The organism is Streptomyces sp. T39 (genome assembly GCF_008042045.1).
Taxonomy (GTDB): Bacteria; Actinomycetota; Actinomycetes; order Streptomycetales; family Streptomycetaceae; genus Streptomyces.
In genome coordinates this window covers 12,272-36,161 of the sequence record NZ_RDBP01000012.1, presented here as the reverse complement: position 1 = coordinate 36,161, position 23,890 = coordinate 12,272, and the positions used below count along the sequence as shown (strand labels likewise).

Annotated in this window: 23 protein-coding genes and 1 riboswitch; of the genes, 7 read left to right on the top strand and 16 right to left on the bottom strand. The window is 75.1% G+C overall.

Translation table 11 applies throughout. The annotated features are described in order from the left end of the window. The first annotated feature begins 25 nt into the window (after positions 1–25). A complete protein-coding gene (locus EAO77_RS01055) occupies positions 26–649 on the top strand; it encodes a hypothetical protein (RefSeq protein ID WP_261993752.1) in 624 nt (207 codons plus the stop codon). Beyond that, positions 649–1,557, top strand: a complete 909-nt coding sequence (locus EAO77_RS38365; protein ID WP_187283082.1) for a hypothetical protein — start codon at positions 649–651, stop codon at positions 1,555–1,557. Before EAO77_RS01055 ends, EAO77_RS38365 begins: the two co-directional genes overlap by 1 nt. Positions 1,558–1,736: 179 nt before the next feature. Here EAO77_RS38365 and EAO77_RS01040 read toward each other — a convergent pair whose 3' ends face one another. From EAO77_RS01040 to EAO77_RS01030, 3 genes are all read right to left on the bottom strand, one after another. Further along, positions 1,737–2,072 (bottom strand): antibiotic biosynthesis monooxygenase family protein, encoded by a 336-nt coding sequence (locus tag EAO77_RS01040; protein ID WP_147986255.1) that lies wholly within the window; start codon positions 2,070–2,072, stop codon positions 1,737–1,739. Between the two features lie 27 nt (positions 2,073–2,099). Next, on the bottom strand, positions 2,100–2,774 hold the full coding sequence (locus tag EAO77_RS01035; RefSeq protein ID WP_147986254.1) for an O-methyltransferase: 675 nt from the start codon (positions 2,772–2,774) through the stop codon (positions 2,100–2,102). 81 nt (positions 2,775–2,855) lie between these two features. Then, on the bottom strand, positions 2,856–3,944 hold the full coding sequence (locus EAO77_RS01030; RefSeq protein WP_147988866.1) for a DUF2330 domain-containing protein: 1,089 nt from the start codon (positions 3,942–3,944) through the stop codon (positions 2,856–2,858). Positions 3,945–4,180: 236 nt separating this feature from the next. Between EAO77_RS01030 and EAO77_RS01025 the strand changes: the two genes are divergently transcribed. Next, on the top strand, positions 4,181–6,229 hold the full coding sequence (locus EAO77_RS01025) for a bifunctional glycosyltransferase 87/phosphatase PAP2 family protein (protein ID WP_187283081.1): 2,049 nt from the start codon (positions 4,181–4,183) through the stop codon (positions 6,227–6,229). A gap of 234 nt (positions 6,230–6,463) precedes the next feature. Here the strand turns inward: EAO77_RS01025 and EAO77_RS01020 are convergent, their stop codons facing one another. The 6 genes from EAO77_RS01020 to EAO77_RS00995 all read right to left on the bottom strand — a co-directional run bounded on the left by EAO77_RS01020 (position 6,464) and on the right by EAO77_RS00995 (position 13,304). After that, positions 6,464–6,871, bottom strand: coding sequence for a transglycosylase SLT domain-containing protein (locus EAO77_RS01020; RefSeq protein WP_147986253.1), 408 nt, complete (start codon positions 6,869–6,871; stop codon positions 6,464–6,466). A 308-nt stretch (positions 6,872–7,179) separates the two neighbouring features. Further along, complete coding sequence (locus tag EAO77_RS01015; RefSeq protein WP_147986252.1) at positions 7,180–8,034, bottom strand: ECF transporter S component; 855 nt, start codon at positions 8,032–8,034, stop codon at positions 7,180–7,182. Further along, the gene (locus EAO77_RS01010) at positions 8,031–9,860 is read right to left on the bottom strand and encodes an ABC transporter ATP-binding protein (RefSeq protein ID WP_147986251.1); all 1,830 of its coding nucleotides are present in this window, start codon (positions 9,858–9,860) and stop codon (positions 8,031–8,033) included. Before EAO77_RS01010 ends, EAO77_RS01015 begins: the two co-directional genes overlap by 4 nt. Further along, a complete protein-coding gene (locus tag EAO77_RS01005; RefSeq protein WP_147988864.1) occupies positions 9,857–11,005 on the bottom strand; it encodes a CbiQ family ECF transporter T component in 1,149 nt (382 codons plus the stop codon). Before EAO77_RS01005 ends, EAO77_RS01010 begins: the two co-directional genes overlap by 4 nt. A 389-nt stretch (positions 11,006–11,394) precedes the next feature. Continuing rightward, complete coding sequence (locus tag EAO77_RS01000; RefSeq protein WP_147986250.1) at positions 11,395–12,045, bottom strand: SCO2322 family protein; 651 nt, start codon at positions 12,043–12,045, stop codon at positions 11,395–11,397. Continuing rightward, positions 12,045–13,304 carry a prenyltransferase/squalene oxidase repeat-containing protein gene (locus EAO77_RS00995; RefSeq protein WP_147986249.1) on the bottom strand — a complete coding sequence of 420 codons (1,260 nt, stop codon included), beginning with the start codon at positions 13,302–13,304 and terminating at the stop codon, positions 12,045–12,047. The genes EAO77_RS01000 and EAO77_RS00995 overlap by 1 nt, the downstream gene beginning before the upstream one ends. A gap of 143 nt (positions 13,305–13,447) precedes the next feature. Continuing rightward, a riboswitch (cobalamin riboswitch) is annotated at positions 13,448–13,524 on the bottom strand. Positions 13,525–13,751: 227 nt separating this feature from the next. Between EAO77_RS00995 and EAO77_RS00990 the strand changes: the two genes are divergently transcribed. Next, on the top strand, positions 13,752–14,198 hold the full coding sequence (locus tag EAO77_RS00990; protein ID WP_147986248.1) for a hypothetical protein: 447 nt from the start codon (positions 13,752–13,754) through the stop codon (positions 14,196–14,198). Positions 14,199–14,222: 24 nt separating this feature from the next. Here the strand turns inward: EAO77_RS00990 and EAO77_RS00985 are convergent, their stop codons facing one another. After that, entirely contained in the window at positions 14,223–14,855 is a 633-nt protein-coding gene (locus EAO77_RS00985) for a TetR family transcriptional regulator (protein WP_147986247.1), read from the bottom strand. A 229-nt stretch (positions 14,856–15,084) separates the two neighbouring features. On the opposite strand from EAO77_RS00985, the gene EAO77_RS00980 reads away from it, so the two are divergent. The 3 genes from EAO77_RS00980 to EAO77_RS00970 are packed head-to-tail and all read left to right on the top strand — an operon-like array spanning position 15,085 to position 18,260. Continuing rightward, positions 15,085–16,398, top strand: a complete 1,314-nt coding sequence (locus tag EAO77_RS00980) for a glycosyltransferase family 4 protein (RefSeq protein WP_147986246.1) — start codon at positions 15,085–15,087, stop codon at positions 16,396–16,398. A 39-nt stretch (positions 16,399–16,437) separates the two neighbouring features. Then, positions 16,438–17,178 carry a class I SAM-dependent methyltransferase gene (locus EAO77_RS00975; protein ID WP_147986245.1) on the top strand — a complete coding sequence of 247 codons (741 nt, stop codon included), beginning with the start codon at positions 16,438–16,440 and terminating at the stop codon, positions 17,176–17,178. Next, positions 17,175–18,260, top strand: a complete 1,086-nt coding sequence (locus EAO77_RS00970; RefSeq protein WP_147986244.1) for a prenyltransferase — start codon at positions 17,175–17,177, stop codon at positions 18,258–18,260. Before EAO77_RS00975 ends, EAO77_RS00970 begins: the two co-directional genes overlap by 4 nt. A gap of 143 nt (positions 18,261–18,403) precedes the next feature. On the opposite strand, the gene EAO77_RS00965 is transcribed toward EAO77_RS00970, so the two are convergent. From EAO77_RS00965 to EAO77_RS00940, 6 genes are all read right to left on the bottom strand, one after another. Next, positions 18,404–18,694, bottom strand: coding sequence for a hypothetical protein (locus EAO77_RS00965; RefSeq protein WP_147986243.1), 291 nt, complete (start codon positions 18,692–18,694; stop codon positions 18,404–18,406). Between the two features lie 459 nt (positions 18,695–19,153). Then, a complete protein-coding gene (locus EAO77_RS00960; protein ID WP_147986242.1) occupies positions 19,154–19,960 on the bottom strand; it encodes a DUF5336 domain-containing protein in 807 nt (268 codons plus the stop codon). Positions 19,961–20,116: 156 nt separating this feature from the next. Next, positions 20,117–21,061, bottom strand: coding sequence for an N-acetylmuramoyl-L-alanine amidase (locus EAO77_RS00955; protein WP_147986241.1), 945 nt, complete (start codon positions 21,059–21,061; stop codon positions 20,117–20,119). 23 nt (positions 21,062–21,084) lie between these two features. Beyond that, entirely contained in the window at positions 21,085–21,738 is a 654-nt protein-coding gene (locus EAO77_RS00950; protein WP_147986240.1) for a class I SAM-dependent methyltransferase, read from the bottom strand. A 210-nt stretch (positions 21,739–21,948) separates the two neighbouring features. After that, entirely contained in the window at positions 21,949–23,379 is a 1,431-nt protein-coding gene (locus EAO77_RS00945; protein WP_147986239.1) for a DUF2252 domain-containing protein, read from the bottom strand. A gap of 42 nt (positions 23,380–23,421) precedes the next feature. After that, positions 23,422–23,838: a hypothetical protein gene (locus EAO77_RS00940; RefSeq protein ID WP_147986238.1), complete on the bottom strand. Its 417-nt coding sequence runs from the start codon at positions 23,836–23,838 to the stop codon at positions 23,422–23,424. Between the last annotated feature and the right edge of the window lie 52 nt (positions 23,839–23,890).

Sequence of the window (23,890 nt, the reverse complement as noted above, 5' to 3'; positions counted from 1 at the left end):
CAGGAAGGCAGTCATGTCAGCCCTGATGACAGTTCTCATCATCGCCGCGGTCGTCGCCGTGGCACTGGCCGCCGGAGCCCTGCTGTACACGCGCATGGGCCGAGGCGGCGGAACGCGTTCCCTGCGGAGGCGTTTCGGTCCCGAATACGAGCGGACCCTCGCCCGGCACGACGGCGACGACGCCGCCGCCGACCGGGAGCTGCGGGACCGTGTCGAGCGGTACGGCGGTCTCAAGCCGCTGCCGCTGGAGCCGAAGGTCCGCGAGGAGTACACCGCCCAGTGGACGACGCTCCAGGAGCGCTTCGTCGACGCGCCGCGGCAGGCCGTCGCCGACGCCGACCAGCTGCTGGCCCGGATCGCGGAGACCCGCGGCTTCCCCGGCGCGGACCGCTACGAGGAGCAGACCGCCGCGCTGTCGGTGCACCACCCGCACCACGTCGAGGGCTTCCGTGAGGCCCGCCGCACCGCCCACAGCGAGGCGGCGTCCACGGAGGAGCTGCGCGAGGCGATGCTCCACGCGCGTGCCCTCTTCGAGGAGCTGACGGACGGCCGGGCCGCGGCCTCGCCCGCCCGCCAGGGACAGCGCGCACCGAAGGACACCGCCATGCGCCGGCCGAACGTCCTCAAGCCGAAGGGGAGTGGCATCTGATGAACCACCGCGACGACCAGCCGGAGAAGTACCCGCCGACGCCCGCGACCGGTGACACGGTCCCGGCGCAGCGCGTCCCGGAGACCACCGCCCCCTCGGGGCGCGCCCCGGGCCGGCGCCCGGCCGACGAGATGCTCGCGGCAGGACCGCCGCCCGCGCCGCCCGCCGCGACGGACCCGGACCGGCACGGACCCGCGTCCATGACCGGACGGGGTGCGGACCGGGCCGGTGGCGCACGGGAGACGGGCCGGCCGGCCGGCGCGCCCCTCGGCACCGCCGGTCCGCCGGCCGCCGGGCACGGCACGGAGAAGACCTCCGTCGCCCCGGCCGCCCGCACGGCCCCCGGGAACCCGGCTGCCCGGACGCCCCGGGAGCACGACACCACGGGCCACGCACCCGCGGCACCGGTGACGGCCACGCCGCTCGCCGAGTCGCCGCTGTCCGCCCCTCCGCCCGGAGACCCCGGTGCCACGGGCAGGAGCGAGGGACGCACCCTCGCGACCCCCGCCGCGCCGCGCGGGCAGGAGCCGGCGGTACCCACGGGGCAGGCCGAGCGCGCGGACCTCGCCGGGCGCGCGGGTCACACGGACCACACCGGCCACCCGGGCACGCAGCACGGCGCACGGCACGACACCTTGCTCGCCGACGGCGAGCGGGACCGCCTGGACGAGCGGCTCCACCACGCCCTCGCCCACTTCGTGGACGCGCCCCGCAGTTCCGTCGAGGAGGCGGACGCCGTGCTCGACGACGCGGGCAAGCAGCTCGTCGCCTCCCTGGAGAAGCGCCGGCGTGCCCTGCGCGAGGGCTGGCACCGCGACCCGGATGCGGCCGAGCAGGCCGACACCGAGGAGCTGCGCCAGACCCTGCGCACCTACCGGGAGGTCACCCAGCGTCTGCTGGGAGCGTGAGGGCCTTCGCCGCAGGCGGCGGACACGGCCCCCCGGGGCCGTCGGGGCGGGTTGCGCAAGCAGCGCCGTCCGCCGCACGCCCCGGACCCGCTGCCTCGGGCCGGACCCCGTACCGCGGGGTCCGGCCCGAGGCAGCGGCCGTGCCGGGACGGCTCCGCCCGTCCCGGCGGAGCTCCGTCTCACACGGTCTTCGGCGCCGCCTGCTGGACGACCTCGAAGGACCAGAGCGTGGAGGCGGAGGCGGCGGGCCTCGGCCGCTCACCGCCCGCGTCTCCGCCCTGGCCGCCCTGGTGGGCGGCCTTCATCGGGCCCTCCATCCACGCCTGGAAGGCGGCCTCGTCACGCCAGCGGGTGTAGACGAGGTACTGGTCGGTGCCCTCCACGGGGCGCAGCAGCTCGAACCACTCGAAGCCGTCGGAGGACTCCACGGCCCCGGCCCGCGAGGAGAACCGCTTCTCCAGCGTCTCCCGCTGCTCGGCCGGGACGCTCAGCACGTTGATCTTCACGATGCTCATGCCGCCCATCCTGCCGCAGCGGGCCCGTCACCCGACGACGCGGGCCACCAGCAGGCCGTCCCAGCCCTTCACCCCCACGGTCTGGACGGCGGTGGCGTCCAGCCGGGGCTCGTTCGCGACGAGTTCGAACATCTCACGGGTGCCGGTGACCGCCGGGTCCTGGCTGGAGGCGTCCGTCACGGCGCCGCCGCGGACGACGTTGTCCACGACGATCAGGCTGCCGGGGCGGGTCAGCCGCAGCGCCCACTCCACGTAGCGCGGGTTGTTCACCTTGTCCGCGTCGACGAAGACCAGGTCGAACGGGCCCGCGCCGGGCTCCTTCTCGATCCGGGGCAGCAGGTCGAGCGCGGCGCCCGTGCGCACCTCCGCCACCGCGCCGAGCCCCGCCCGGTCCAGATTCGCGCGGGCGACGTCGGCGTGCGCCGGGTCGAACTCCAGCGAGATCAGCCGGCCGTGCTCCGGCAGGGCCCGCGCCAGCCAGATCGCCGAATAGCCGCCGAGCGTCCCGATCTCCAGGATCCGCCGCGCACCCTGGACCCGGGCCAGCAGATGCAGGAACTTGCCCTGGTTCGGGGCCACCGCGATCGGCGGCAGTCCGGCCGCCTCGCTCGCCGCGAGCGCCGCGTCGAGCGCCTCGTCCGCGGGCACCAGCAGATCGGTGACGTAGCGGTCGACCGCGTTCCACCTGTCCTGAGTCGTCATGCGCCCAACCTATTCCAGGCGGCGGCCCGGCAGAGGGCGTACCGGGGCCGCCACGGGCCCGCGGACCGCGGGCCGTTCCGGTCAGCCGGCCGGGGGCGGCACGGTCACCGGGGCGGGCGGTGCGACGGGACGCCGGCGGCGGGCCCGCAGGACCCCCGCGGCGACCGCCGCCAGGAGCGCCGCGGCGCCGCCGGACGTCAGCAGCCACACCGGGATCCCGGCGAACGTCAGCAGCTCGTCCTCGAACACCACCCGCCGAAAGGGTGTGTCCTGCGCGGCCGGGCGCAGTGCGTGGTCGCCGTCGATCCTGCCGGGCTCGGGGAAGCTCTGGTCGAGCACCGTGAGGAAGCGTTCCTCCCCTCCGGTGAGGCGGCCCACCGCCCCCGTCGGCGCGACCTTCCCGGCGAAGGTGACCTCCGGCTCCCGGCCGCCGATCGACGAGACCGGCTCCATACGGTGCGCTGCCAGCACGAACAGGCCCAGGGACTGGGGCGTCGCCGCCCGGCGCGACAGGCGCATCGGGTAGACCGGCTCGTCACTGGTGAAGGTGATTCTCAGCGGGTCCAGGGCGCCCCGCAGCACGGCGCCCTCCTCGCGGGGCGCGAGCCGGACCGCCACGTACTCCCAGCCGCGCTCGGTGTAGGGCCGCAGGTCGTCCGTGAGCCCGTCCGGCAGGTCGAAGCCGTTCTCGTCCAGCCAGCCGGCCAGCGCCCCGGGATCGGTGGCCGCCAGCCGTGCCACGTCGAAGTCGCCGAGCCGTTCCCGCCCGACGACGTCCACACCGGCGGCGCCCGGGAGGGGGGCCGCCGCGCCCGCGCCGTCCACGTCGTCGAACGGCCAGTCGCCGCCGCGGGGCCAGAAGTGGTACCGCTCCCGGTGCTCGGGAGCCGCGGCCCGCACCAGCTCGTCGAAGAGCGCGGGGTCCCCGAGCTCCACCTCGGCCCGGCCGGGCACCGGCATGATCCAGGCGGCCCTCGGGGCGTCCCCGCCGACGGTGAACCGCATGACGATCTGCTCGGTGCGGCCGTCCCACGCCACGACCGAGGTCTCCCGGCCGACCGAGATCTGCGCGTTCCTGTCCGGGATCATCGCGCCGCAGCCGCAGGCATGGGCGGGCGCGACCAGCGAACCGAACTGGAGTGCCAGCAGCACGGCCATCACGGTGAGCATGCGCGCGTGCACGCTGCGTTCTTGTATGTTCCCCCGCATACCTCCTGTGACGGGGCCGCCCGCCGGGCGGTTCCCGCCCGGTGCCGCCTCCGGGTGCGGCCGGGAAGCGGAAAACGGACAGTTGACAGGGTGACGCCCAGGCGAAGAGGGGGGTGCCTGGGACTCCACCGGGCGGTGCGACGCCCGGTGGACACCCTGCGGGCGTACGGACGAACGGTGGGGAGGCGCGGCGCGAGGTGGTGAACGCGGAACACGGCGTGCGCGGCAGGACGGCCGGCCCGGGAATCGGCGCGGCCAGAGCGGTGCTCTGGCTGGTCGCCGCCGTCCTCGCCGCGCGCCAGACGGCGGCCGTCCTGACCCGGCCCCCGGGCGAACGCCTCACCGACCTGGAGACCTGGATCGGCCCGGAGGGCGTGCTCCACGTGAGCGGCTCGCTCTACGACGCCGGACGCTTCACCGGAACCCCGTTCGCCGGGCTCGTGCTCAGACCGTTCGCCGGCGCCGCGCAGCAGAGTCTCGGCGTGGCCTGGACGTTCGGCACGCTGCTGCTGGTCGTCGCCATCGGGCTCGTGGCGTCGCGGGCCCTGCCCCCGCCGGTGTCGCGCCGCAGCACCCTGCTCGCGGCCCCGGTCGCCATCAGCCTGCTGATGCTGTCGCTGCCCGTGCGCAACAGCTTCCACCTGGGGCAGACCAGCGTCATCCCGGTGCTCCTGGTGCTGCTCGGCTGCTTCGCCGCGCGCGGCGAGAGATCCGCGGGTCTGCTCGTCGGCCTCGGCGCCGCCCTCCAGCCCACCGTGCTGCTCTTCGCGCCACTGCTGTGGTTCACCGGCCGCCGCCGGGCCGCGGCGGGCGCGGCGGGCACCTTCGCCGGGCTCACCGCCCTCGCCTGGACCGTCCTGCCCGGGGACTCCTGGACCTACTGGATCCACCATGTCGCCGGCGCCGGACTCGGCGCGAGCCCCGACAGCCCGGCCAACCAGTCCCTGCACGGCGCCCTGCTCCGCCTCGGCCTCCAGGGGCCGCCCGAGATCGCCCTCTGTGCCGTGCTCGCCACCGCCGTCGTGGTGCTGGGCCTGCGCCGCGCCGTGCGGTACGCCGGGGACGGCCAGCTGCTCCTGGCCGTCGCGATCACCGGCTGCGTCGCCGTCGCCGTCTCGCCGACGACGTGGCAGCACCAGTTGCTGTGGATCCTGCTCGCCGTCGCCGGCCGGGTCGGCAGACGCGCCGGCGACCGCATGCTGTGGCCCGTCCTCGTGGTCCTCGCCATGACCCTGCCGGGCACGATGCTGCTGCCCAACCTGGTGCCGCTGCATCCGCTGCGCGACAACGTGCTGCTGATCGCCGCCCTCGCGGCCGCCTGCGCCGTCCCGTTCCTCACCCTCGACTCCCCGTACTTCCGGCGTCCGGCGCCCACCGAGTACGCGCGGCCGGTGCCCGCGCGCCTGCGCCGGGTGCCGCTGCTGCCGTTCTGGCGCCGGGCCCTCAGCCGCCCCAACCTGCTGCTGGAACTGCTGGTGACACGGGCCGGCTACTCCGTCTACTCGCACATCCGGGCTGCCGCCACCGGCAGCGTGGACGCCGCCGAGTCCCACGCCCGGCAGGTGCTGTCCCTGGAGACCGCGCTGGGGATCGACATCGAGCACGGCGTCAACCACCTGGTGGTCGGGGCGCCGTGGGCGGAGGCGTTCTTCGACTTCTACTACACGTCGTTCCACTTCGTGGTCCCGCTCACGGTCCTCGGGGTCCTCTACGTCCGCCGCCCGGCCGACTACCGCTGGGCGCGCACCTCGCTGGCCTTCGCGACGCTCCTGGCGCTCCTCGGCTTCTGGCTGTACCCGCTGGCGCCGCCGAGGCTGATGCCCGGACTCGGCTACATCGACACCGTCCACGGCCCGCAGGATCTCGCCGCCCCGGACTACGGGGCGATGACGGCCGTCACCAACCAGTACGCGGCCATGCCGTCGCTGCACTTCGGCTGGTCGCTGTGGTGCGGGCTCGTGGTGCTCGTCCTCGCCCCCCGGCTGTGGATGAGACTGCTCGCGCTGCTGCACCCGCTGTTCACGGTGTGTGCGATCGTGGCGACCGCCAACCACTGGGTGCTGGACGCGGCCGGGGGCGCGGTGGTGGTCGGGGCCGGCTTCGGCCTCACTTACGTCCTGGCGGGCAGGCGGGCGCTGCGGATCCCCGCCCGCTCGGTGCCGCCCGCGCGGACGGCCGGGCCGGCGGAGGCGGAGGCGGAGACGGAGACGTGGGAGACGCAGACGGCGACCCGCACGCATGCGTGAGCCCCCGGGGCGGCGGGACGCCGGTCCCGCACCCCGGGGGACGGATCGTCGCGTCCCGCCATGGTCCGACGCACCCGGCCGTTCCGCCACCCGGGGGACGGCCCGGCGGTCCGGCGGGCGTGGACGCGGCGGCGGGCGGCGGGTGCGCGCGAAGAGGCTCCGGAGCGGTCGTCGCTCCGGAGCCTCTTCGTGCCGGGCCGTCAGGTCACCGGCGGATCACCGCGGCGGGCCGCCTCAGTACCAGTGGTTGTCCTGCCAGAAGTCCCAGGCGCCGCACGGGCTGCCGTAACGGTCCTTCATGTAGTCCAGGCCCCACTCGATCTGCGTCTTCGGGTTGGTCTTCCAGTCCGGGCCCGCGGAGGCCATCTTCGAGGCCGGCAGCGCCTGCACCAGGCCGTACGCGCCAGACGAGGCGTTGGTCGCGGTGTGGTCCCAGCGGGACTCGTGCTCGACGATCTTGCTGAAGCACGCGTACTGGCCGGCGGGCATCATCTTCTTCGCGATCTGCTGCGGGGAGGCGGTCGCGGCCGAGGCCGTCGAGGTGGCCCCCAGCACCGCGCCCGCCGTGCCGAGGAGCACGGCGGCACCGGCGACGACGGACCTGTGGCGGGCGGTGAAGCGGGTGATCGGCGAACGGGACAAGACATGTTCCTGACGTCGGGGACGGGGAGTCGCGCGGCCGGGGCCGGACCGGGCCGGTCGCGGGCGTCGGGCGCCCTGCGGATGCCGGGCCGGGGCCCTGCGGTGCCGTGCGACGAGAACAGTTGTAGCCGCGGCGCGGGGAGGCGTGCCGTGACCGGCCTCACCCGCCGTATACGACCCCCACGGGGCACGTCGGCCGAACGTCCCGAAGGGTGTAGAGCGGCGTCCGTGCAGACCGGAGCGGGTTCCGGCGGCCGCCGGGACCTACGAGGCGGGATCGTTATGGGACCTGTGGCCTGTGGGGTGCCTCACCCGCCGGGCGCCCGCTCCGGCTCCTCGAATGTGACCCGGGCCTCGAACGCGGCCCGCCGGGTGGCCCGGCGCAGCGCCCTCAGCAGCGTGCCGCCGAGGGTGAGCGTCAGCACCACCGTCAGCACCGCCCGCCCCAGGTCCCAGCCGAGCGAGGTCGCAGTGACGTACGCGAGGAAGCGCACCAGGTTCTCGTGCACCGGATCCCCGGGGTGGAACGAGAGGCCCGACGCCATGCCGGTGATGATCGTCCAGCCGTAGAGGTTCATGACCGTGCCGTAGGCGAACGCCGCGAACGCCCCGTACAGCGCGAGCATCCCCAGCTCGGCACGCCCCCGCAGCCGCTCCGCCCCGGGCAGCAGGCCCGCGCCCATGGTGAACCAGCCCATCGACAGCATCTGGAACGGCATCCACGGGCCCACACCGCCGGTCAGCAGGGCGGAGGCGAACATCGTCACCGAGCCGAGCACGAAGCCGAAGCCGGSCCCGAGCACCCGCCCGCTCAGCACCATCAGGAAGAACATCGGTTCCAGACCGGCCGTCCCCGCCCCCAGCGGCCGCAGCGCCGCCCCGACCGCGGCGAGCACGCCCAGCATCGCCACCGCCTTGGCGTCCATCCCGGAGTCGGCGACGGTGGCGACGACCACGGCGACGAGCAGCGGCAGCAGCGCGCCGAACAGCCACGGGGCGTCACCGGAGTGCGCCGCGAGCCCCGACCCCCCGTCGGCGAGCAGCGGCCAGCCGAAGAAGACGACGCCGATGGCGCTGACGAGCACCAGCGCGGCGACCGACCGGGGCCCCAGTCGCACCGGCCGCGCCGCGGGGGAGCCGTCCCGGCCCCCGGCGCGCGTCATCCCGCTCCCCGTTCGCCCAGCGCGGCCGCCACCTGCGGGACCGTGAGCCAGTGCTGCGGCGCGAGGACCTTGGCGACCTGTGGGGCGAAGGCGGGGGACGAGACCACGACCTCCGCCGTCGGACCGTCCGCGACGATCTCGCCGTCGGCGAGGATCACCACCCGGTGCGCGAGTTCGGCGGCCAGTTCCACGTCGTGCGTGGCCAGCACGATGGAGTGCCCCTCGGCGGCCAGCCCGCGCAGCACGCCGACGAGCCGGGCCTTGGCCGCGTAGTCCAGGCCCCGGGTCGGCTCGTCGAGCAGGATCAGCGGCGGACGGGCCGTCAGCACGAGGGCCAGTGCCAGGGCGAGGCGCTGTCCCTCCGACAGGTCGCGCGGGTGGGTGGCGTCGGGGACCCCGGGCAGCAGGGCGGACACCAGGGCGCCGCAGGTGCCGGGCTCCGCGCCGGCGTCCTCGTCGGCGGCCGCGCACTCGGCGGCGACGGTGTCCGCGTAGAGCAGGTCCCTCGGTTCCTGCGGCACCAGGCCGACATGCCGGATCAGCTCCTGCGGCGGGGTGCGGTGGGGCGGGTGCCCGCCGACCTCGACGGTGCCGGAGGTGGGCGCGACCATGCCGACGAGGGCGCCGAGCAGTGTGGACTTGCCCGCGCCGTTGCGGCCCATCAGCGCGACGGTCTCGCCCGCGGCGACGCTCAGGTCCACCTGCCGCAGCGCGTCGATCCGCGCCCGCCGCACGCCCAGCGCCCGCACCCGCGCGATCGCTGCGGTGCCGGGGACTGCGGCGGGCACGGCGGCCGACCGCTGCCGCCGGCTGCCCGCGCCCAGCCGGGCGAACGCCCGGCGCAGGGCGCCCGCGGGCCGCAGCGAGCCGGTCCCGGGTCCGGGGCCCCCGGTACCGCTCGTCCCGCTCGCGTCGTTCGTGCCGCTCGTCCTGCTCGCGTCGTTCGTGCCGTCCGCGGCGGCGGGCGGTCGCGAAGGGGCCGACGGGTCGGCGTGCGGCCCCGGGGCGGAGGCGGCGAGGCGGTCGCGCAGACCGGGGGCGAGACGGCGGGCGTCGCGCACGGAGAGGGGGAGGGGCGACCAGCCCGCGAGACGGCCCAGCGAGACCACGGGCGGACGGACGGGGGAGACGGCCATCACCTCGGCCGGCGTCCCGACGACCGGTGCCTCGCCAAGACCGGGGAGCAGGATCACCCGGTCCGCGTACTGGACCACGCGCTCCAGCCGGTGCTCCGCCATGAGCACCGTGGTGCCCAGGTCGTGCACCAGCCGCTGGAGCACCGAGAGGACGTCCTCGGCCGCCGCCGGGTCCAGCGCGGAAGTCGGCTCGTCCAGCACCAGCACCTTCGGGTGGGTGGTCAGCACCGAGCCGATGGCCACCCGCTGCTGCTGGCCGCCCGACAGGGTGGCGATCGGACGGTCGCGCAGCTCGGCGAGCCCCAGCAGGTCGAGGGTCTCCTCCACCCGCCGGCGCATCACCGCAGGGGCCAGGCCGAGGGACTCCATGCCGTAGGCCAGCTCGTCCTCCACCGTGTCCGTCACGAAGTGCGCGAGCGGGTCCTGGCCCACCGTGCCGACGACGTCGGCGAGCTCGCGCGGCCTGTGGGTGCGGGTGTCCCGTCCGCAGACGGTGACCCGCCCGCGCAGCGTGCCGCCCGTGAAGTGGGGCACCAACCCCGAGACGGCGCCCAGCAGGGTCGACTTGCCCACCCCGGACGGGCCGACGAGCAGCACCAGTTCACCCTCCGGCACGGTCAGGTCCACCCGCTCCAGCGTGGGTCCGGTGGCATCGCCGTACCTCACCGTCACGTCGTCGAAGCGGATCACTGTCTCGGCTCCTCGGGTCCTGCGGATGCGGGGGAGTGCGGGGTGCGGCCCGCGGCGGCGGGCGGCAGCGGGGCGACGAACGCGGGCAGCAGCCCGATCAGCACCGACAGTGCGGGCCACAGCGGCAGTTCGGGCACGGTCGGAGGGACGACGCCGGGGTGCAGGGCCGCCGGGTCCAGCGACGCGGCACGGATCATCAGCAGCGCCACGGCCGCCCCCGATCCGGCGACCAGCCAGGACCGGGCGCCCCAGCGGTCGGGCCGGTAGCGGGTCCGCACCGAGCGCCGACCGCCCAGCCACAGCCCTCCGGCGGCCGCGACGAGCCCCGCCGCCATGAGCGGTACGGCGTAGCCCGCGCCCTCGGCCGCCAGCAGCCCGTACGACCCGGCGCAGACGCCGAGCAGCCCGCCCAGGGTCAGCGCGGCCGTGGTGCGGCGCACGCCGGGCGGCACCTGCGCGGTGCGTCCGTAGCCGCGGGCGTCCATCGACGCGGCGACGGCGACGGACCGCTCCAGCGCACCCTCCAGCACCGGCAGCGCGATCTGGGCGACGGCCGCCACCCCGCCCGTGGAACGGCCCCGCAGTCTGCGGGCCGTGCGCAGCCGCAGCACGTCGGAGACCATGTTCGGCGCGAAGGTCATCGCGACGACGACCGCCACCCCCGCCTCGTACAGCGCGCCGGGCAGCGACTTGAGCAGCCGGGCGGGGTTGGCGAGCGCGTTGGCCGCGCCGACGCAGATCAGCAGCGTCGCCAGCCTGGCCCCGTCGTACAGGGCGAACAGCACCTGCTCGCCGGTGACCCGGCCGCCGATGCGGATGCCGTCCGCCCAGCCGGGCATCGGCACCTCGGGGAGCGTGAACAGCAGGTGCGTGCCGGGGATCGGGGAGCCGAGGGCCACGGAGAACACGACGCGGACCGCGATCACGAACAGCCCGAGCTTCACGAACGCGCCGTACGAACGGGCCCAGGGCGCGTCGGTCCGCCGGGCCGCCACCACGTACCCGGCGACGCCGACGAGCAGCCCGAGCAGCAGCGGGTTGGTGGTCCGCGAGGCGGCCACGGCCAGACCGACGGCCCACAGCCACCAGGCCCCGGCATGCAGCGAGTTGCTCCGCGTGGCGACGGGCGCGCCCAGCGCGCGCAGCGGCCGGGGAACGCGGCGCTCCCGCGCGGCGCGGGCCCCCGGGTCACGGCCTCCCACTGTGCGGGCCCTCGGGTCACGGCCCTCCGCGGCGCGGGCCCCCGGGGCACGGCCCTCCGCTGTGCGGCCACCGGTCCGGGCGCTCTCACCCGGCGGGCGCTCCGGTCCGGGCGCGGGTGTGCGGCTGCGCACGAGCCGCTCGGCGCGCGCATCCGCCGGACGGTCCGCCGCGGCGCGGCCCGCGGCCCGGGAGCCCTCCGCGGTGCGGTCGTCCGCCCGGGCGTCCTCGCCGTGGCGCCCGTCCGGGCCGTGGCCCGGCGTGCCGGCGTCCGCGACGCGGTCGCCGGCCCGGGCCTCGGCGCCGCGGCCCGGAGGACGGCCGTTCGGCGGGGTCATCCGCGGCGGCGGCGGGACTGCCACAGGGCCGCCGCGCCGAGCGCGAGGACGGCGGCGATGCCCGCGTACACGCCCACGGACGGGCCGGAGCCCCCGGCGTCCGCCGGCGCGCCGGCCTCCGTGTCGGCCGGGCCCGACGGGGCGCTCCCGGATACCTTCTCCCCGCATCCCGCCTTCGGGTAGCCCCCGATCGCGCAGAGCAGCGCGTCGCCGTTGTAGCGCAGCGGCTTCGCGACCTGGGCCAGCGCCTCCGCCGACGTCGCGTCCGGTGCGACCTGCGCGCACGCGGCACGCGCCGCCGGCGGGGTCTCGCCGGGCACGGCGTCCTCGGGCGTGCCGAAGTCCACGACGAGCGCCACCCGCTTGGTGCCGTCCTTCGCGGGGGTGCCCGCGCACACCGCGGCGAAGTCGGGAGCGGTGCGCGGCTGCGCCGAGTCGCCGCTGTCCTCGCTGACGGAGAAGCGGAAGCCGTTCACCGAGCCGTCGGCGGGACGCGCGGTGGCCGGGCCCTCCGTCGCGTACGTCCAGGCGCCGCCGCTGCCCTGCCAGAACGACCAGTAGCGGTAGCCGGCCGCCTGCGCGGGTGCGGCCGCGAGGGCGGCGAGCAGCGCGCCGAGCCCGAGGACGGCGAGGATCCGGCGACGCATCAGAGCTGGTTCTTCCGGCGTCCGCTGAACAGGAACCCGATGCCGACCGCGGCGACGAAGAAGACACCGACGATCCACCAGGTGGACAGCGGGGAGTCGTCGTCCTTCTTCTCGTCCTTCTCGTCCTTCCCGTCCGTCCCGGAAGGGCTCGGGGAGGCGTCCTCGGCCGACTGGGGGGCCGGGCCGGTCGCGTTCAGCCCCGCGACGAGGTCGGTGGAGCCGAACGCCTTCGGGTCGGCGCCCGTCGCGTGGGCGGCGAGGATCAGCTGGGCGTACGCGGCGGGGCCGGTCTCCTTCGCCCAGGCGGTGGCGTTCCCCTGGAGCCAGGTCAGGGACTTCCCGGCCTGCTCGGGCATCCCCTGCGCGGCGAGCGCGACGACCGCGTCGGCGGTGTTGCCGAAGTCGGGCTTGGGGGAGGAGTCGTCGGCGCCGGGCATCGGCGCGGTGTCGAGGTGGCCGGACGTCGCGAGGGCGCCCGAGAGGTAGAGGGCGCCGTTGCGCGCTGCGGCGGCGAGGTCCTTCCCGTCCGTGCAGGCGGTGGCCGCCCCGGTGGCCTCGGGGCCCGCGGTGGCGGCCATGCCCTGGCCGCTCGCGGCGAGCACGGCGGCGGCGGTGGAGTCGGCGACGATACCGGGGGTCTTCGGCTGGTAGACGAAGGCGCCCGCCTCCTTCGCGTCGCAGGGCTGCGCGAACGTCAGCAGCGCGTCGAGCGGGCTCCTGCCGCCCTGGGCGGTCACCTTCGCCGGGTCCTCGCCGGCCGCGCGGAGCGCGCCGACGACGACGGAGGTGGAGTTGGCGTCGCTGGCGCCGCCGGGGTTGTAGCCCCAGCCGCCGTCCTCGTTCTGCACGGACTTCAGCCAGCCGGTGGTCCGGGCGACGACGTCGTCCTTGCCGCCCAGCGCCGCGAGCGCCTGCACGGCGGCGGCACTCGCGTTGGTGTCCAGCGGCAGCTTGGGGTCGCAGGGCCGGGAGACGTCGGCGCGGTAGGAGGGGAAGCCGCCGCCGTCGCACTGCTGGCCGGTCAGCAGGTCGACGGCCTTCGCGGCGGGGACCACGCCGACCGTGTCCTGGGCGAGCAGGGCGAGCGACTGCCGCCACACGCCGTCGTACGTCGGGTCGCCCGTGCCGTACAGGCCGGACGGCAGCGCGACGGACGGCGAGGGCGACGGGGACGGCGCGGCGACGGCCGCCGGGGCGGTGGCCGCGGCCAGCACGGCGGCGACGGCGAATGCGGCGGAGCCGCGGCGGACGGTGGTCATGGCGGGCGGTGCCTCTCCTGCGGATGGTTCCGGCGGGAGGCGGGCTCAGGCACACGAGGGCACCAGGCTCCGGCTCCGTATGCCTCGACGGTGCCGGCCGCCGGCGGGACGCCGGCGGCACGAGCCGGTCACGACCGCGTGCGGGGCATTCCGACTCGCCGCCGGCGGAGGCCGGCGGCTCACGGCTGCGGGTCAGCGCCGGTTTCGCACCGGCTTCCCCCCGTACGGGCAATGATGACGACCCGCACACTGTACCGGCCGGTCACCGGAGCGCGGCGGGGCGCGGATCACACCGGCCACGGCCGGGACGGCGGGACGCGCGGCCGGGCTCACCGGGACGCGCTGCCGTGCCCGCGGGGCACCCGGCCGGGCTCGCCGGGCCGGGTGCGGCCCGGGTCCGGGCCGGTGGGCCCTCGGGAGCCGGACGGCAGCCCCTACGCTCGCCGCATGGGAGATCTCTTCGCCGTCGACGTCTCGCTCGACCTGCCGCGCGAGGTGCCGGCCACCGTCCTCACCGCGCTGCGCCACCACCTCGCACCAGCCCCCGAGGACGACGAGGACGCGGCCGTGCACGCCGGGGACGACGAGGACGCGGCCGGCTGCGCCGGCGACCCGGGGCCGTTCTTCGGCGGGCGCGGACCGGCGTACCGCATCGGCGGGGTGGTGGGCGGCGAGCTGCTGCCGGCGCCCCGTGGCTGGGCGCTCACCGTCCGGCAGGAGATCCACGCCGAACTCCTCGACGAGGTCGTCGCGTTCGTCGGCGACCTGGTCGCGCACACGACCACACCCGGGGTGGTGGGCCAGGTCCGCTTCTACGAGGACGAGATCCCCGAACTCCTGGTCAACCGGGCGGGCACCCTGCTCCGGATACGGCCCGTCCCGCCGGCGCCCTGACCGGCGGGGAGGCGGGCCGGGCCCTCAGGGCGTGCGGGGGAGGTCGATGAGCCGGCAGACGGTGTCGAGGTCCGCCCGCACCTGGCCGATGGACGCGCGGCCGGAGAGCCAGGCGATGAGCGTGGCGTGCCAGGTGTGCTCGATGACGCGGATCGCCGAGAGCTGTTCGGGCGTCGGGTCGGTCAGGCCGGTGGCGTCCAGGATGATCGCCGCCGTCCGCCGGGACACCGCGTCGACCTCGGCGCTCACACTGCGGTCCGCGAACGTCAGCGCGCGCGCCATCGCGTCCGCGAGGTGCGGTTCGCGCTGGAGCGCCCGGAAGGCCCGCATCAGGGTCTCCGCCACCCGCTCCGCGGCCGAGTCACCGGCGGGCGGACGCCTGCGGAGCGTGGTGTGCAAATGCGCCAGCTGGTCCTGCATCGTGGCGACCAGCAGATGGATCTTGGAGGGGAAGTAGCGGTAGAGCGTCCCGAGCGCGACCTCGGCCGCCTCGGCCACCTCCCGCATCTGGACGGCGTCGAAGCCGCCCCGGCAGGCCAGTTGCGTGGTGGCGTGCAGGATGCGGCGCCGGCGCGCCTCCTGGCGCTCGGTGAGAGCCGGCGCCCCGCCGGCGAGGGTCGTGGCTCCCGGCGCGGCCGCTCTGGCTTCCGCTGTCATCTGTTCCGTCCCTGGTGATGCGGTGACGCGTGCGGAGCGCAGCGTCGCGCCCGCCCGGCATGGTGCCGCACGCGGTGCGTCCGTCGTGGCGTGAATCACCTGATCCGCCGGTCACAGTTGCACTACCTGCCGGTAGATTCGAAGCTCTTGAACGATCAAGTCTGAAACTTGTTCTACATTAGCGCGACCGATTACGCTCCGGCGGAACGCAGTGAGAAGGGGGCCGTGGGTGACCGCAGAGGCCATAGAGATCGGCCCCCGCGCGGGCGCGTCCGCCGACGGCGACGCCCCCCTGCGCATCGCGCTCCTGACGTACAAGGGGAACCCGTTCTGCGGCGGCCAGGGCGTCTACGCACGCCACCTGTCGCGCGAACTCGCCCGCCTCGGCCACAGCGTCGAGGTCATCGGCGCCCAGCCGTACCCCGTACTCGACGAGGGCGTCCCGCTCACCGAGCTGCCCAGCCTGGACCTGTACCGCAGCCCCGACCCGTTCCGCACCCCGAAGCGGGACGAGTACCGCGACTGGATCGACGCCGTCGAGGTCGCCACCATGTGGACCGGCGGATTCCCCGAGCCGCTCACCTTCTCCCTGCGGGCCCGGCGCCATCTGAGGGCCCGCCGGGGCGACTTCGACGTCGTCCACGACAACCAGACCCTCGGCTACGGGCTCCTCGGCGACATCGGCGCCCCCCTGGTGACCACCATCCACCACCCGATCACGGTGGACCGGCAGCTCGACCTGGACGCCGCCGCCGACTGGAAACGCCGCGCCTCGGTGCGCCGCTGGTACGGCTTCACCCGGATGCAGAAGCGCGTCGCCCGCCGCCTGCCGTCGGTCCTCACCGTCTCCGGCTCCTCCCGCCAGGAGATCAGCGAGCACCTCGGCGTCCGTGACGACCGCATCCACGTCGTCCACATCGGCGCCGACACCGACCTCTTCTCGCCGGATCCGTCCGTCGCCCGGGTCCCCGGCCGGATCGTCACCACCTCCAGCGCCGACGTGCCCCTCAAGGGACTCGTGCACCTCGTCGAGGCCCTCGCCAAGCTGCGCACCGAGCAGCCGGACGCCCACCTCGTCGTCGTCGGCAAGCGCGCCGAGGACGGTCCCGTCGCGCAGCTGATCGAGCGGTACGGGCTGGCGGACGCGATCCGGTTCGTCAAGGGCATCACCGACGCCGAGCTCGTCGACCTGGTGCGCAGCGCCCAGATCGCCTGTGTGCCGTCGCTGTACGAGGGCTTCTCGCTGCCCGCCGCCGAGGCGATGGCCACCGGCACGCCGCTGGTCGCCACGACCGGCGGCGCGATCCCCGAGGTCGCCGGCCCGGACGGCGAGACCTGTCTCGCGGTGCCGCCCGGCGACTGCGACGCGCTCGCCGCCGCCCTGCGCCGGCTCCTCGGCGACGAGGACCTGCGCGCCCGGCTCGGCGCCGCGGGCCGGGCCCGGGTCCTCGCCCGCTTCACCTGGAAGCAGGCGGCGATCGGCACCGCCGAGCGCTACCGGGAGGCCATCGCCGCGTCCCGGACCTCCGTCCGCACCCCCTGAGAAACCCCTCACGCTCCGCCCGCAGGAAGGCAGACCCCCGTGCTGACCGTCGACTTCTCCCGCTTTCCGCTCGCACCGGGCGACCGCGTGCTCGACCTGGGCTGCGGCGCAGGCCGGCACGCGTTCGAGTGTTACCGGCGGGGCGCGCAGGTCGTGGCCCTGGACCAGAACGGCGAGGAGATCCGCGAGGTCGCCAAGTGGTTCGCCGCGATGAAGGAGGCGGGCGAGGCCCCCGAGGGCGCCACCGCCACGGCGATGGAGGGCGACGCGCTCAACCTGCCGTTCCCCGACGAGTCGTTCGACGTCGTCATCATCTCCGAGGTCATGGAGCACATCCCCGACGACAAGGGCGTCCTCGCCGAGATGGTGCGGGTGCTCAAGCCGGGCGGCCGCATCGCGGTGACCGTGCCGCGCTACGGCCCCGAGAAGATCTGCTGGGCGCTGTCCGACGCCTACCACGAGGTCGAGGGCGGGCACATCCGCATCTACCGGGCCGACGAGCTGCTCGCCAGGATGAAGCAGGCCGGCCTGCGCCCGTACGGCACCCATCACGCGCACGCCCTGCACTCGCCGTACTGGTGGCTCAAGTGCGCCTTCGGCGTGGACAACGACAAGGCCCTGCCGGTGAAGGCGTACCACAAGCTGCTGGTCTGGGACATCATGAAGAAGCCGCTCGCGACCCGGGTCGCCGAGCAGGCCCTCAACCCGCTGATCGGCAAGAGCTTCGTGGCCTACGCGACCAAGCCGCACCTGCCCCGTCTGCCCGGGGCCGAGGCGTGACGACGGAGCGGCGCACCGAACACCTCGTCCTGCCGGGCGTGCTGACGGCCGAGCAGGCCGGGCGCACCGTCGCGGGGATACTCGCCGCGCAGCGCGAGGACGGGGCGATCCCGTGGTTCCGCGGCCACCACCTCGACCCGTGGGACCACACCGAGGCCGCGATGGCGCTCGACGCGGCGGGCGAACACGAGGCGGCGGCCCGCGCCTACGCGTGGCTCGCCGAGCACCAGAACCCCGACGGCTCCTGGTACGCGGCCTACCACGACGGTGACGCGGACGCCGTCACCGACCGGGGCCGGGAGAGCAACTTCACCGCCTATGTCGCGGTGGGCGTCTGGCACCACTACCTCACCACCGGCGACGAGGCGTTCCTCGACCGCATGTGGCCCGTGGTGTACGCGGCGGTCGAGTTCGTGCTCGGCCTCCAGCAGCCCGGCGGCCAGATCGGCTGGAAGCGGGAGCCGGACGGCTCCGCGGTCGGCGACGCGCTGCTGACCGGCAGTTCGTCGATCCACCACGCTCTGCGGTGCGCGCTCGCCGTCGCCGAGGAACGGGAGGAGCCGCAGCCGGACTGGGAGCTCGCCCTCGGCGCGCTCGCGCACGCCGTCCGCCACCACCCCGAGCGGTTCCTGGACAAGGACCACTACTCGATGGACTGGTACTACCCGGTCCTCGGCGGCGCCCTCACCGGCGAGGCGGCGAGGGAGCGGATCGCGTCCCGCTGGGACGAGTTCGTGGTGCCCGGCCTCGGGGTGCGGTGCGTGCTGCCCAACCCGTGGGTGACCGGCGGGGAGAGCTGCGAGCTGGCGCTCGCGCTCTGGGCCAGCGGCGAGTCCGACCGCGCGCTGGAGATCCTCCAGTCCATCGGGCACCTGCGCGCCGACGACGGCATGTACTGGACGGGCTACGTCTTCGAGGGCAACCGCGCGATGTGGCCCGAGGAGCGCACCACCTGGACGGCGGGCTCCCTGCTGCTCGCGGTGGCCGCCCTCGGCGGCGACGAGGCGACGGTCGCCGTCTTCGGCGGGGAGCGCCTGCCGGCGGGACTGGTGCGCCCGGGGGAGTGCTGCGGGGCGCAGTAGCCCCTGCGCGGGGGTCCTTCGCCCCGGCGGGCCCCGGCCCGGACGCCGGGCGGGCTGCGGCCGCGCGCCCCGGACGCCGGCGGACTCGTCGTCGCCGGCGCCGGGGGTGGCGCGTCCGTGCCGGTGCCGGGCCGCGCCCGGTGTCAGCGGCGGCGGATGGCTCCGGCGGCGGCGTGGCCGATGAAGAGGTAGACGACGGCCGCGAGGCCGTAGCCCGCGACCACCCGTGCCCACTCCTCGTCGAAGGTGAACAGGTCGTGCGACCAGCCGGCCAGCCAGCGCGCCGTCTCGCGGACGAACTCCACGAGGTCGTTGGCACGGTTGGCGTCCAGCAGGTACATGAGGATCCACAGGCCGATGACGAAGGCCATGACGTCCGCGACGACGGCGATGATTCTCGCCGCGGTAGTGGTGTTGCCAGCGCGTGTTGTCATGTTCCGCGTCTTGCCCCTTGTGCGCCTGTGAAACCCGTTCGAGTGAACCCGGATGGCGACAAGTGCCGCCGGGCCCGGGGGCCGTGGGCGGTCCGCACCCGGCTGTGCGCACCGGTGACGAGGCCGGCCTCTCCGGCGCCTCGCCCGCAACGGGCTCGAACCGGCCGCGGAGCACGCCGAGGCGACCCGTCGCTCGCGAAGGCGGCTGCGCACCCCGGGGATCGGCCAACTCGGGCGCGAGGTCGCCGAGTTGCGCCGGATCGAGTCAGGCATGCGGACCTGGCGTCGTCCGAGTGCGTCGTTCGGGTCCGTGATCGAGGAGGCGGGGCGCGCACAGTCGTGCGGGCCGCCGTGTGCGCCCGGTGTCCCGACCGGACACCTGGCGGGGCCGGTTCCGGACACGCGAGCGGCCCCCGCCCTGAGGGCGGGGGCCGCTCGACTGCTCGCGGGTGCGGGCCGTCAGCCGCGCTGGATGCCGGAGGTGTCCTGGAGGACGCCGCGGCGGCCGTCCTGGGTCTGGGCGATCAGGCCCGGACCACGCTGCTCGACCGCCAGGTACCAGGTACCGGGGGCCAGTTCGGCGATCGGCGCGGGCGAACCGTCCTCGCCGTACAGCGGACGGGCCACCGGCACGGCGAACCAGAACGGCGAGAAGTCCGAGGAGCCGCCGCCCTGCGAGGCGTCGGCCGGCGCCGGGGCGCCGCCCTGCGGACCGGGCTGCCCGCCCTGCGGCTGACCCGGCTGGGCGCCGTACGGCTGGGGCTGACCGGGCTGCGCGCCGTAGGGCTGCTGGCCGCCGGGGTAGCCGTAACCGCCCTGCGGCTGGGCGCCGTAGGGCTGCGGGGACGCCGGGCGCGGGGCGCCGACGAGCGGGGCCTTGAGCGCGGGCACCAGCGGGGTCGCGATGGCGGCCCCGGTGAGCGCCAGCGCCGCGATCAGACCGAGGATCAGGCCGGCGCCCGCGTCGATCTGGTCGAGGTCGATGAGGGTCCAGAAGAAGAACCAGGCGACGAACACCGTCGCCGCGACGCCGAACTGGCCGAGGTCGATCCCCGCGACCCGGCGCTGCGGCTGGGAGCGGGAGAGAACGATCAGAACCGCGCCGAGCACGCCGACCATGTAGATCGCGAGGGCGCTGTTCAGGCTGTCCCACGCGTTCGGCCCTTCGTCGCCGACGTCGTAGGTCTTGAGGAACGAGGCGATGAACAGCAACACCGCTGCTCCGATCACCACGCCATCGCCTCGAGTGAGGGAGCGGATGTTCACGTGTCAGTCCTTCGTAGGTCGTCTCATCGGGGCGGTCGTCGCTGCCGCCCGCTGGGCGGGTTCACGGACGCGGAGCTCGGGGGAAGACTCCCCATCGTAGAGGCGAATCTATCGTCCGGCGGTTCCGGCCGTCCTCCCGGTATCCCGTTCGCAGGGTCACTGCTGGAGATAGCCGGCGATCCCGTCGGCCATTCCCTGGGCCGCGCGCTGACGCCAACTCGCGTTCGCCAGCAGGGCCGCGTCCTTCGGATCACGCATATTGCCGCATTCGACGAACACTTTGGGAACGGTCGAGAGATTCAGGCCGCCGAGATCCTTGCGTTCGTCCAGTCCCGTGCCGCCGCCGATGTAGTTGGAGGGTGCGGTTCCGGTGGCGCGTCCGAAACCGTCCGCGATGCGTTCGCCCAGGTCGCGCGAGGGGGCGACGATACGGGAGGTGTCGGCTTCGCCGCTTTTGACGAGGCCCGGGAGGATGATGTGGAATCCGCGATTCCCGGCAGCGGATCCATCCGCGTGGACGGAGATCACGGCGTCCGCGTCCGCATTGTTGCCGAACCGTGCTCGTTCATCCACGCACGGGCCGAACGGACGATCGTCGTCCTGGGTGAATTCGACCCTTGCGCCCTGCTTCTCGAGCAGTGTGCGAAGACGGCGTGAAACATCGAGGGTGAAATCGGCTTCGCGGTAGCCGGCGTTGCTGGCGGTGCCCGTGGTGTCGCATTCCTTGCGGTTCGTTCCGATGTCCACGAGCTCGTTGATCTCGCTCGTGTGACGGAAGTTGCCGGGGTTGTGCCCGGGGTCGACGACCACGGTCCGGCCTGCCAGCGGTCCCTCGGCGCGGGGCGTGCCGGACGAGGCGGAGGCGGACGGCCGGGCCCCCTGCGACGCCTCCGGGTCCCCCGGCTTGTCCGCCGGGGGAGTCGTCACGGGAGCCGGGGCGGACGGCTCACCGGCCGAGCTCCGGCCTCCGTCCCCGGCCGGGCCCGGCCAGACCAGCCACCCGGCGAGGGCGGCGGCCGGCACGAGCACGGCGACGGCGGCGAGAGAGCGCCGGGAGCGACGCGGTCCGGTGGGGCGGTGCTGGTTCTCGTCGTACGGCACCCCGCGATGCTAGCGGGCCGCCCTCAGATCCCCGGCCCGGTACGCCGCAGCACCCGCAGCGAGCCGGTGACCGAGACCTCCTCGAACGCACCGGACGCCAGCGCGCGCAGGAAGACGCGGTACGGGGCCTGCCCGGTGAACTCGTCGACCGGGTCGGGGAACACGTCGTGGATCACCAGCAGACCGCCCTCGGCGACATGCGGCGCCCAGCCCTCGTAGTCCTTCGTCGCGTGCTCGTCGGTGTGGCCCCCGTCGACGAAGACCAGGCCGACCCTCCCGCCCCATGCCGCGGCCACCTGCGGCGACCGGCCGACCACCGCGATCACGTGCTCCTCCAGCCCGGCCCGGTACAGCGTCCGGCGGAAGGACGGCAGCGTGTCCATGAGACCGATCTCGGGGTCGACCGTCTCCGGGTCGTGGTACTCCCACCCCGGCTGCTGCTCCTCGCTGCCCCGGTGATGGTCCACCGTGACGACGACCGTGCCCGCCTCGCGCGCCGCGTCCGCGAGCAGGATCGTCGAGCGTCCGCAGTAGGTCCCGACCTCCAGCAGCGGCAGACCCTGCTCCGCCGCCTCACGCGCCGCCGCGTACAGGGCGAGCCCCTCGTCCACGGGCATGAAGCCCTTGGCGGCCTCGAAGGCGGCGAGGATCTCCGGCTTGGGTGCGACGGCGGACATCGGGTCCTCCCGGTGGGGCGTACGGCGGCGTGCGCGAGGCGTGCGGATGGGGAGCCCATCGTGCCCTACGCGCCGGTAGGGCCACCCGCCGGGACCCCGGCCGTCCCCGCGCGCACCGGCACCGGTCACCGCCGACCTGACCGGCCGTCATCAGCAGACCCCGGCGCCCGCGCGGGCGGCGGTTCCCCCGCGTCGCGTCAGGCCGTCGCCTCACGCCGCCGGCAGGTCCGCCGCCGGCAGCCCCCCGGCCTTCACCGCGTCGACCAGCGCCCGGTGGTCGCGCTCGTTCTGGTCGGCGTACGCCTCGGCGAACCGCGCCAGCGCCCGGTCGAACGACTCGCCCCGCCCCAGGTAGGCGGCGATCGCTATCCGGTCCCCGGAGCGCGCGTGGGCACGGGCCAGCGTGGCGCCGCACAGTTCGCCGAACACCCGCAGCTGGCGCGGCGTCATGGTCTCCGGCACGGCGATGCCCTTCCAGTCGCGCAGCTGACGCACGTAGAAGTCGCGCCGCCTGCCGTCGATGCCGTCCACCCGCTCCCAGCCGAGGAACATGTCGCTCGCCGCCTGCATCAGCCGCTGCCCCGCGACCACCCGCTCGCCCTGGTTGGCGTAGTGGCTCTCACCGACGTGCGCCGCGAGCACGGAGGTGTCGGCCTCCTTCGCCTGGAGGAAGAGCGGGTCCCGGCCGTCCCGCCCGAGCAGCAGGAAGATCCAGCAGCGGGTGCCCACACTGCCGACACCGACGACCTTGCGGGCCACGTCCGCGAGCCGGTAGTCCGCGAGCAGGGTCCGCCGGTCGGACGGCAGCGTCCGGCCGTACCGCTGCACCAGGATCCGGAACCTGCGCTCCAGGTCCTTGCGTTCACCGGACGGCAGCAGGTCCGCGAGCGGCACCAGCAGCGGGGGGTCGGCGGCGATCCGGGGCCGCCCGCCGTCCGGCTCGGTCAGTTTCCCGAAGGCCTGGAGGCTGTCGCGGCCGCGTGCCTTCGCCATGGCACGCGACAGCTTCTTGCGGCCGCTCTTGAGCAGGCGGTCGCCGGCCAGTTCCGTCAGCCGCTCGGCGTCGATGCCGGAGTACCAGACCTCCAGGTTGCCCATCTCCGCGAAGCGGATCATCGCCTCGCGGTACGACCGGACGGCGGCGTGCACGATCCGCGCCCGCGCGGCGTCGTCGAGGTCGTTGGCCCGGCCCGCGATGGCCAGGCTCGCCGACAGCCGCTTGACGTCCCACTCCCAGGGGCCCGGCAGCGTCTCGTCGAAGTCGTTGATGTCGAACATCAACCGCCGCTCCGGGGAGGCCAGCAGCCGGAAGTTCAGCAGATGCGCGTCCCCGCACAGCTGCGCCCTGATGCCCGAGTCGGGACTGCCCGCCAGGTCCGACGCCATGATCGCCGCCGCCCCGCGGTAGAAGCGGAACGGCGACTCGGTCATCCGCCCGTAGCGGATCGGGACGAGGTCCGGCAGCCGCGTCGCGGACTGCGCCTCCAGCAGCGCCAGCGGGTCCGGCCTGCCGGGCGCCGGCTCGTACACGGCGTGCCCCGACCGGGGCGCCTCGCGCCGTGCCCTGCGTCCCAGTGCCGCCCGCTCGCCGGGCGTCGCACCGGGCGCCGCGCGCATCGCGGGCTTCGGGTGTCGGGCCATGGTCAACACTCCTGTCCTGCGCCGGACGTCGGCGGACGGTCGTCAGGTCGGACTGGGGGCACGGCACAGGGCCCAGATGACGAACCCGCTGATCGTGATCAGCACGACGGCCCAGAACGGCGCGTAGGGCAGCCACAGGAAGTTCGCCAGCATGGCCAGTCCGGCGAGGACCACCCCCACCACCCGTGCCCAGGTGGCGCCCCCGAAGAGAGCGAAGCCGGCCAGGGCGATCACGATGCCGAGGATCAGATGGATCCAGCCCCAGGAGGTCAGGTCGAATCCGAAGATGTAGTTGCGGGTGGTGACGAACACCTCGTCCTCGGCGATCGCCGCGATGCCGGCGAAGACCGCCATGAAACCACCGAAGATCATCAGGACGGCGGCGAAGACGAGCCATCCGCTGCCGGCCCCCGTCCGCTTCGCCCCGTGCGCCGTACCGGCCCCGACGTGAGTCGCCATGGGCTGCTCCTTCCGCAGGACCGGCCGGGTCGTTCTCGGCCGGTCGGGTCCA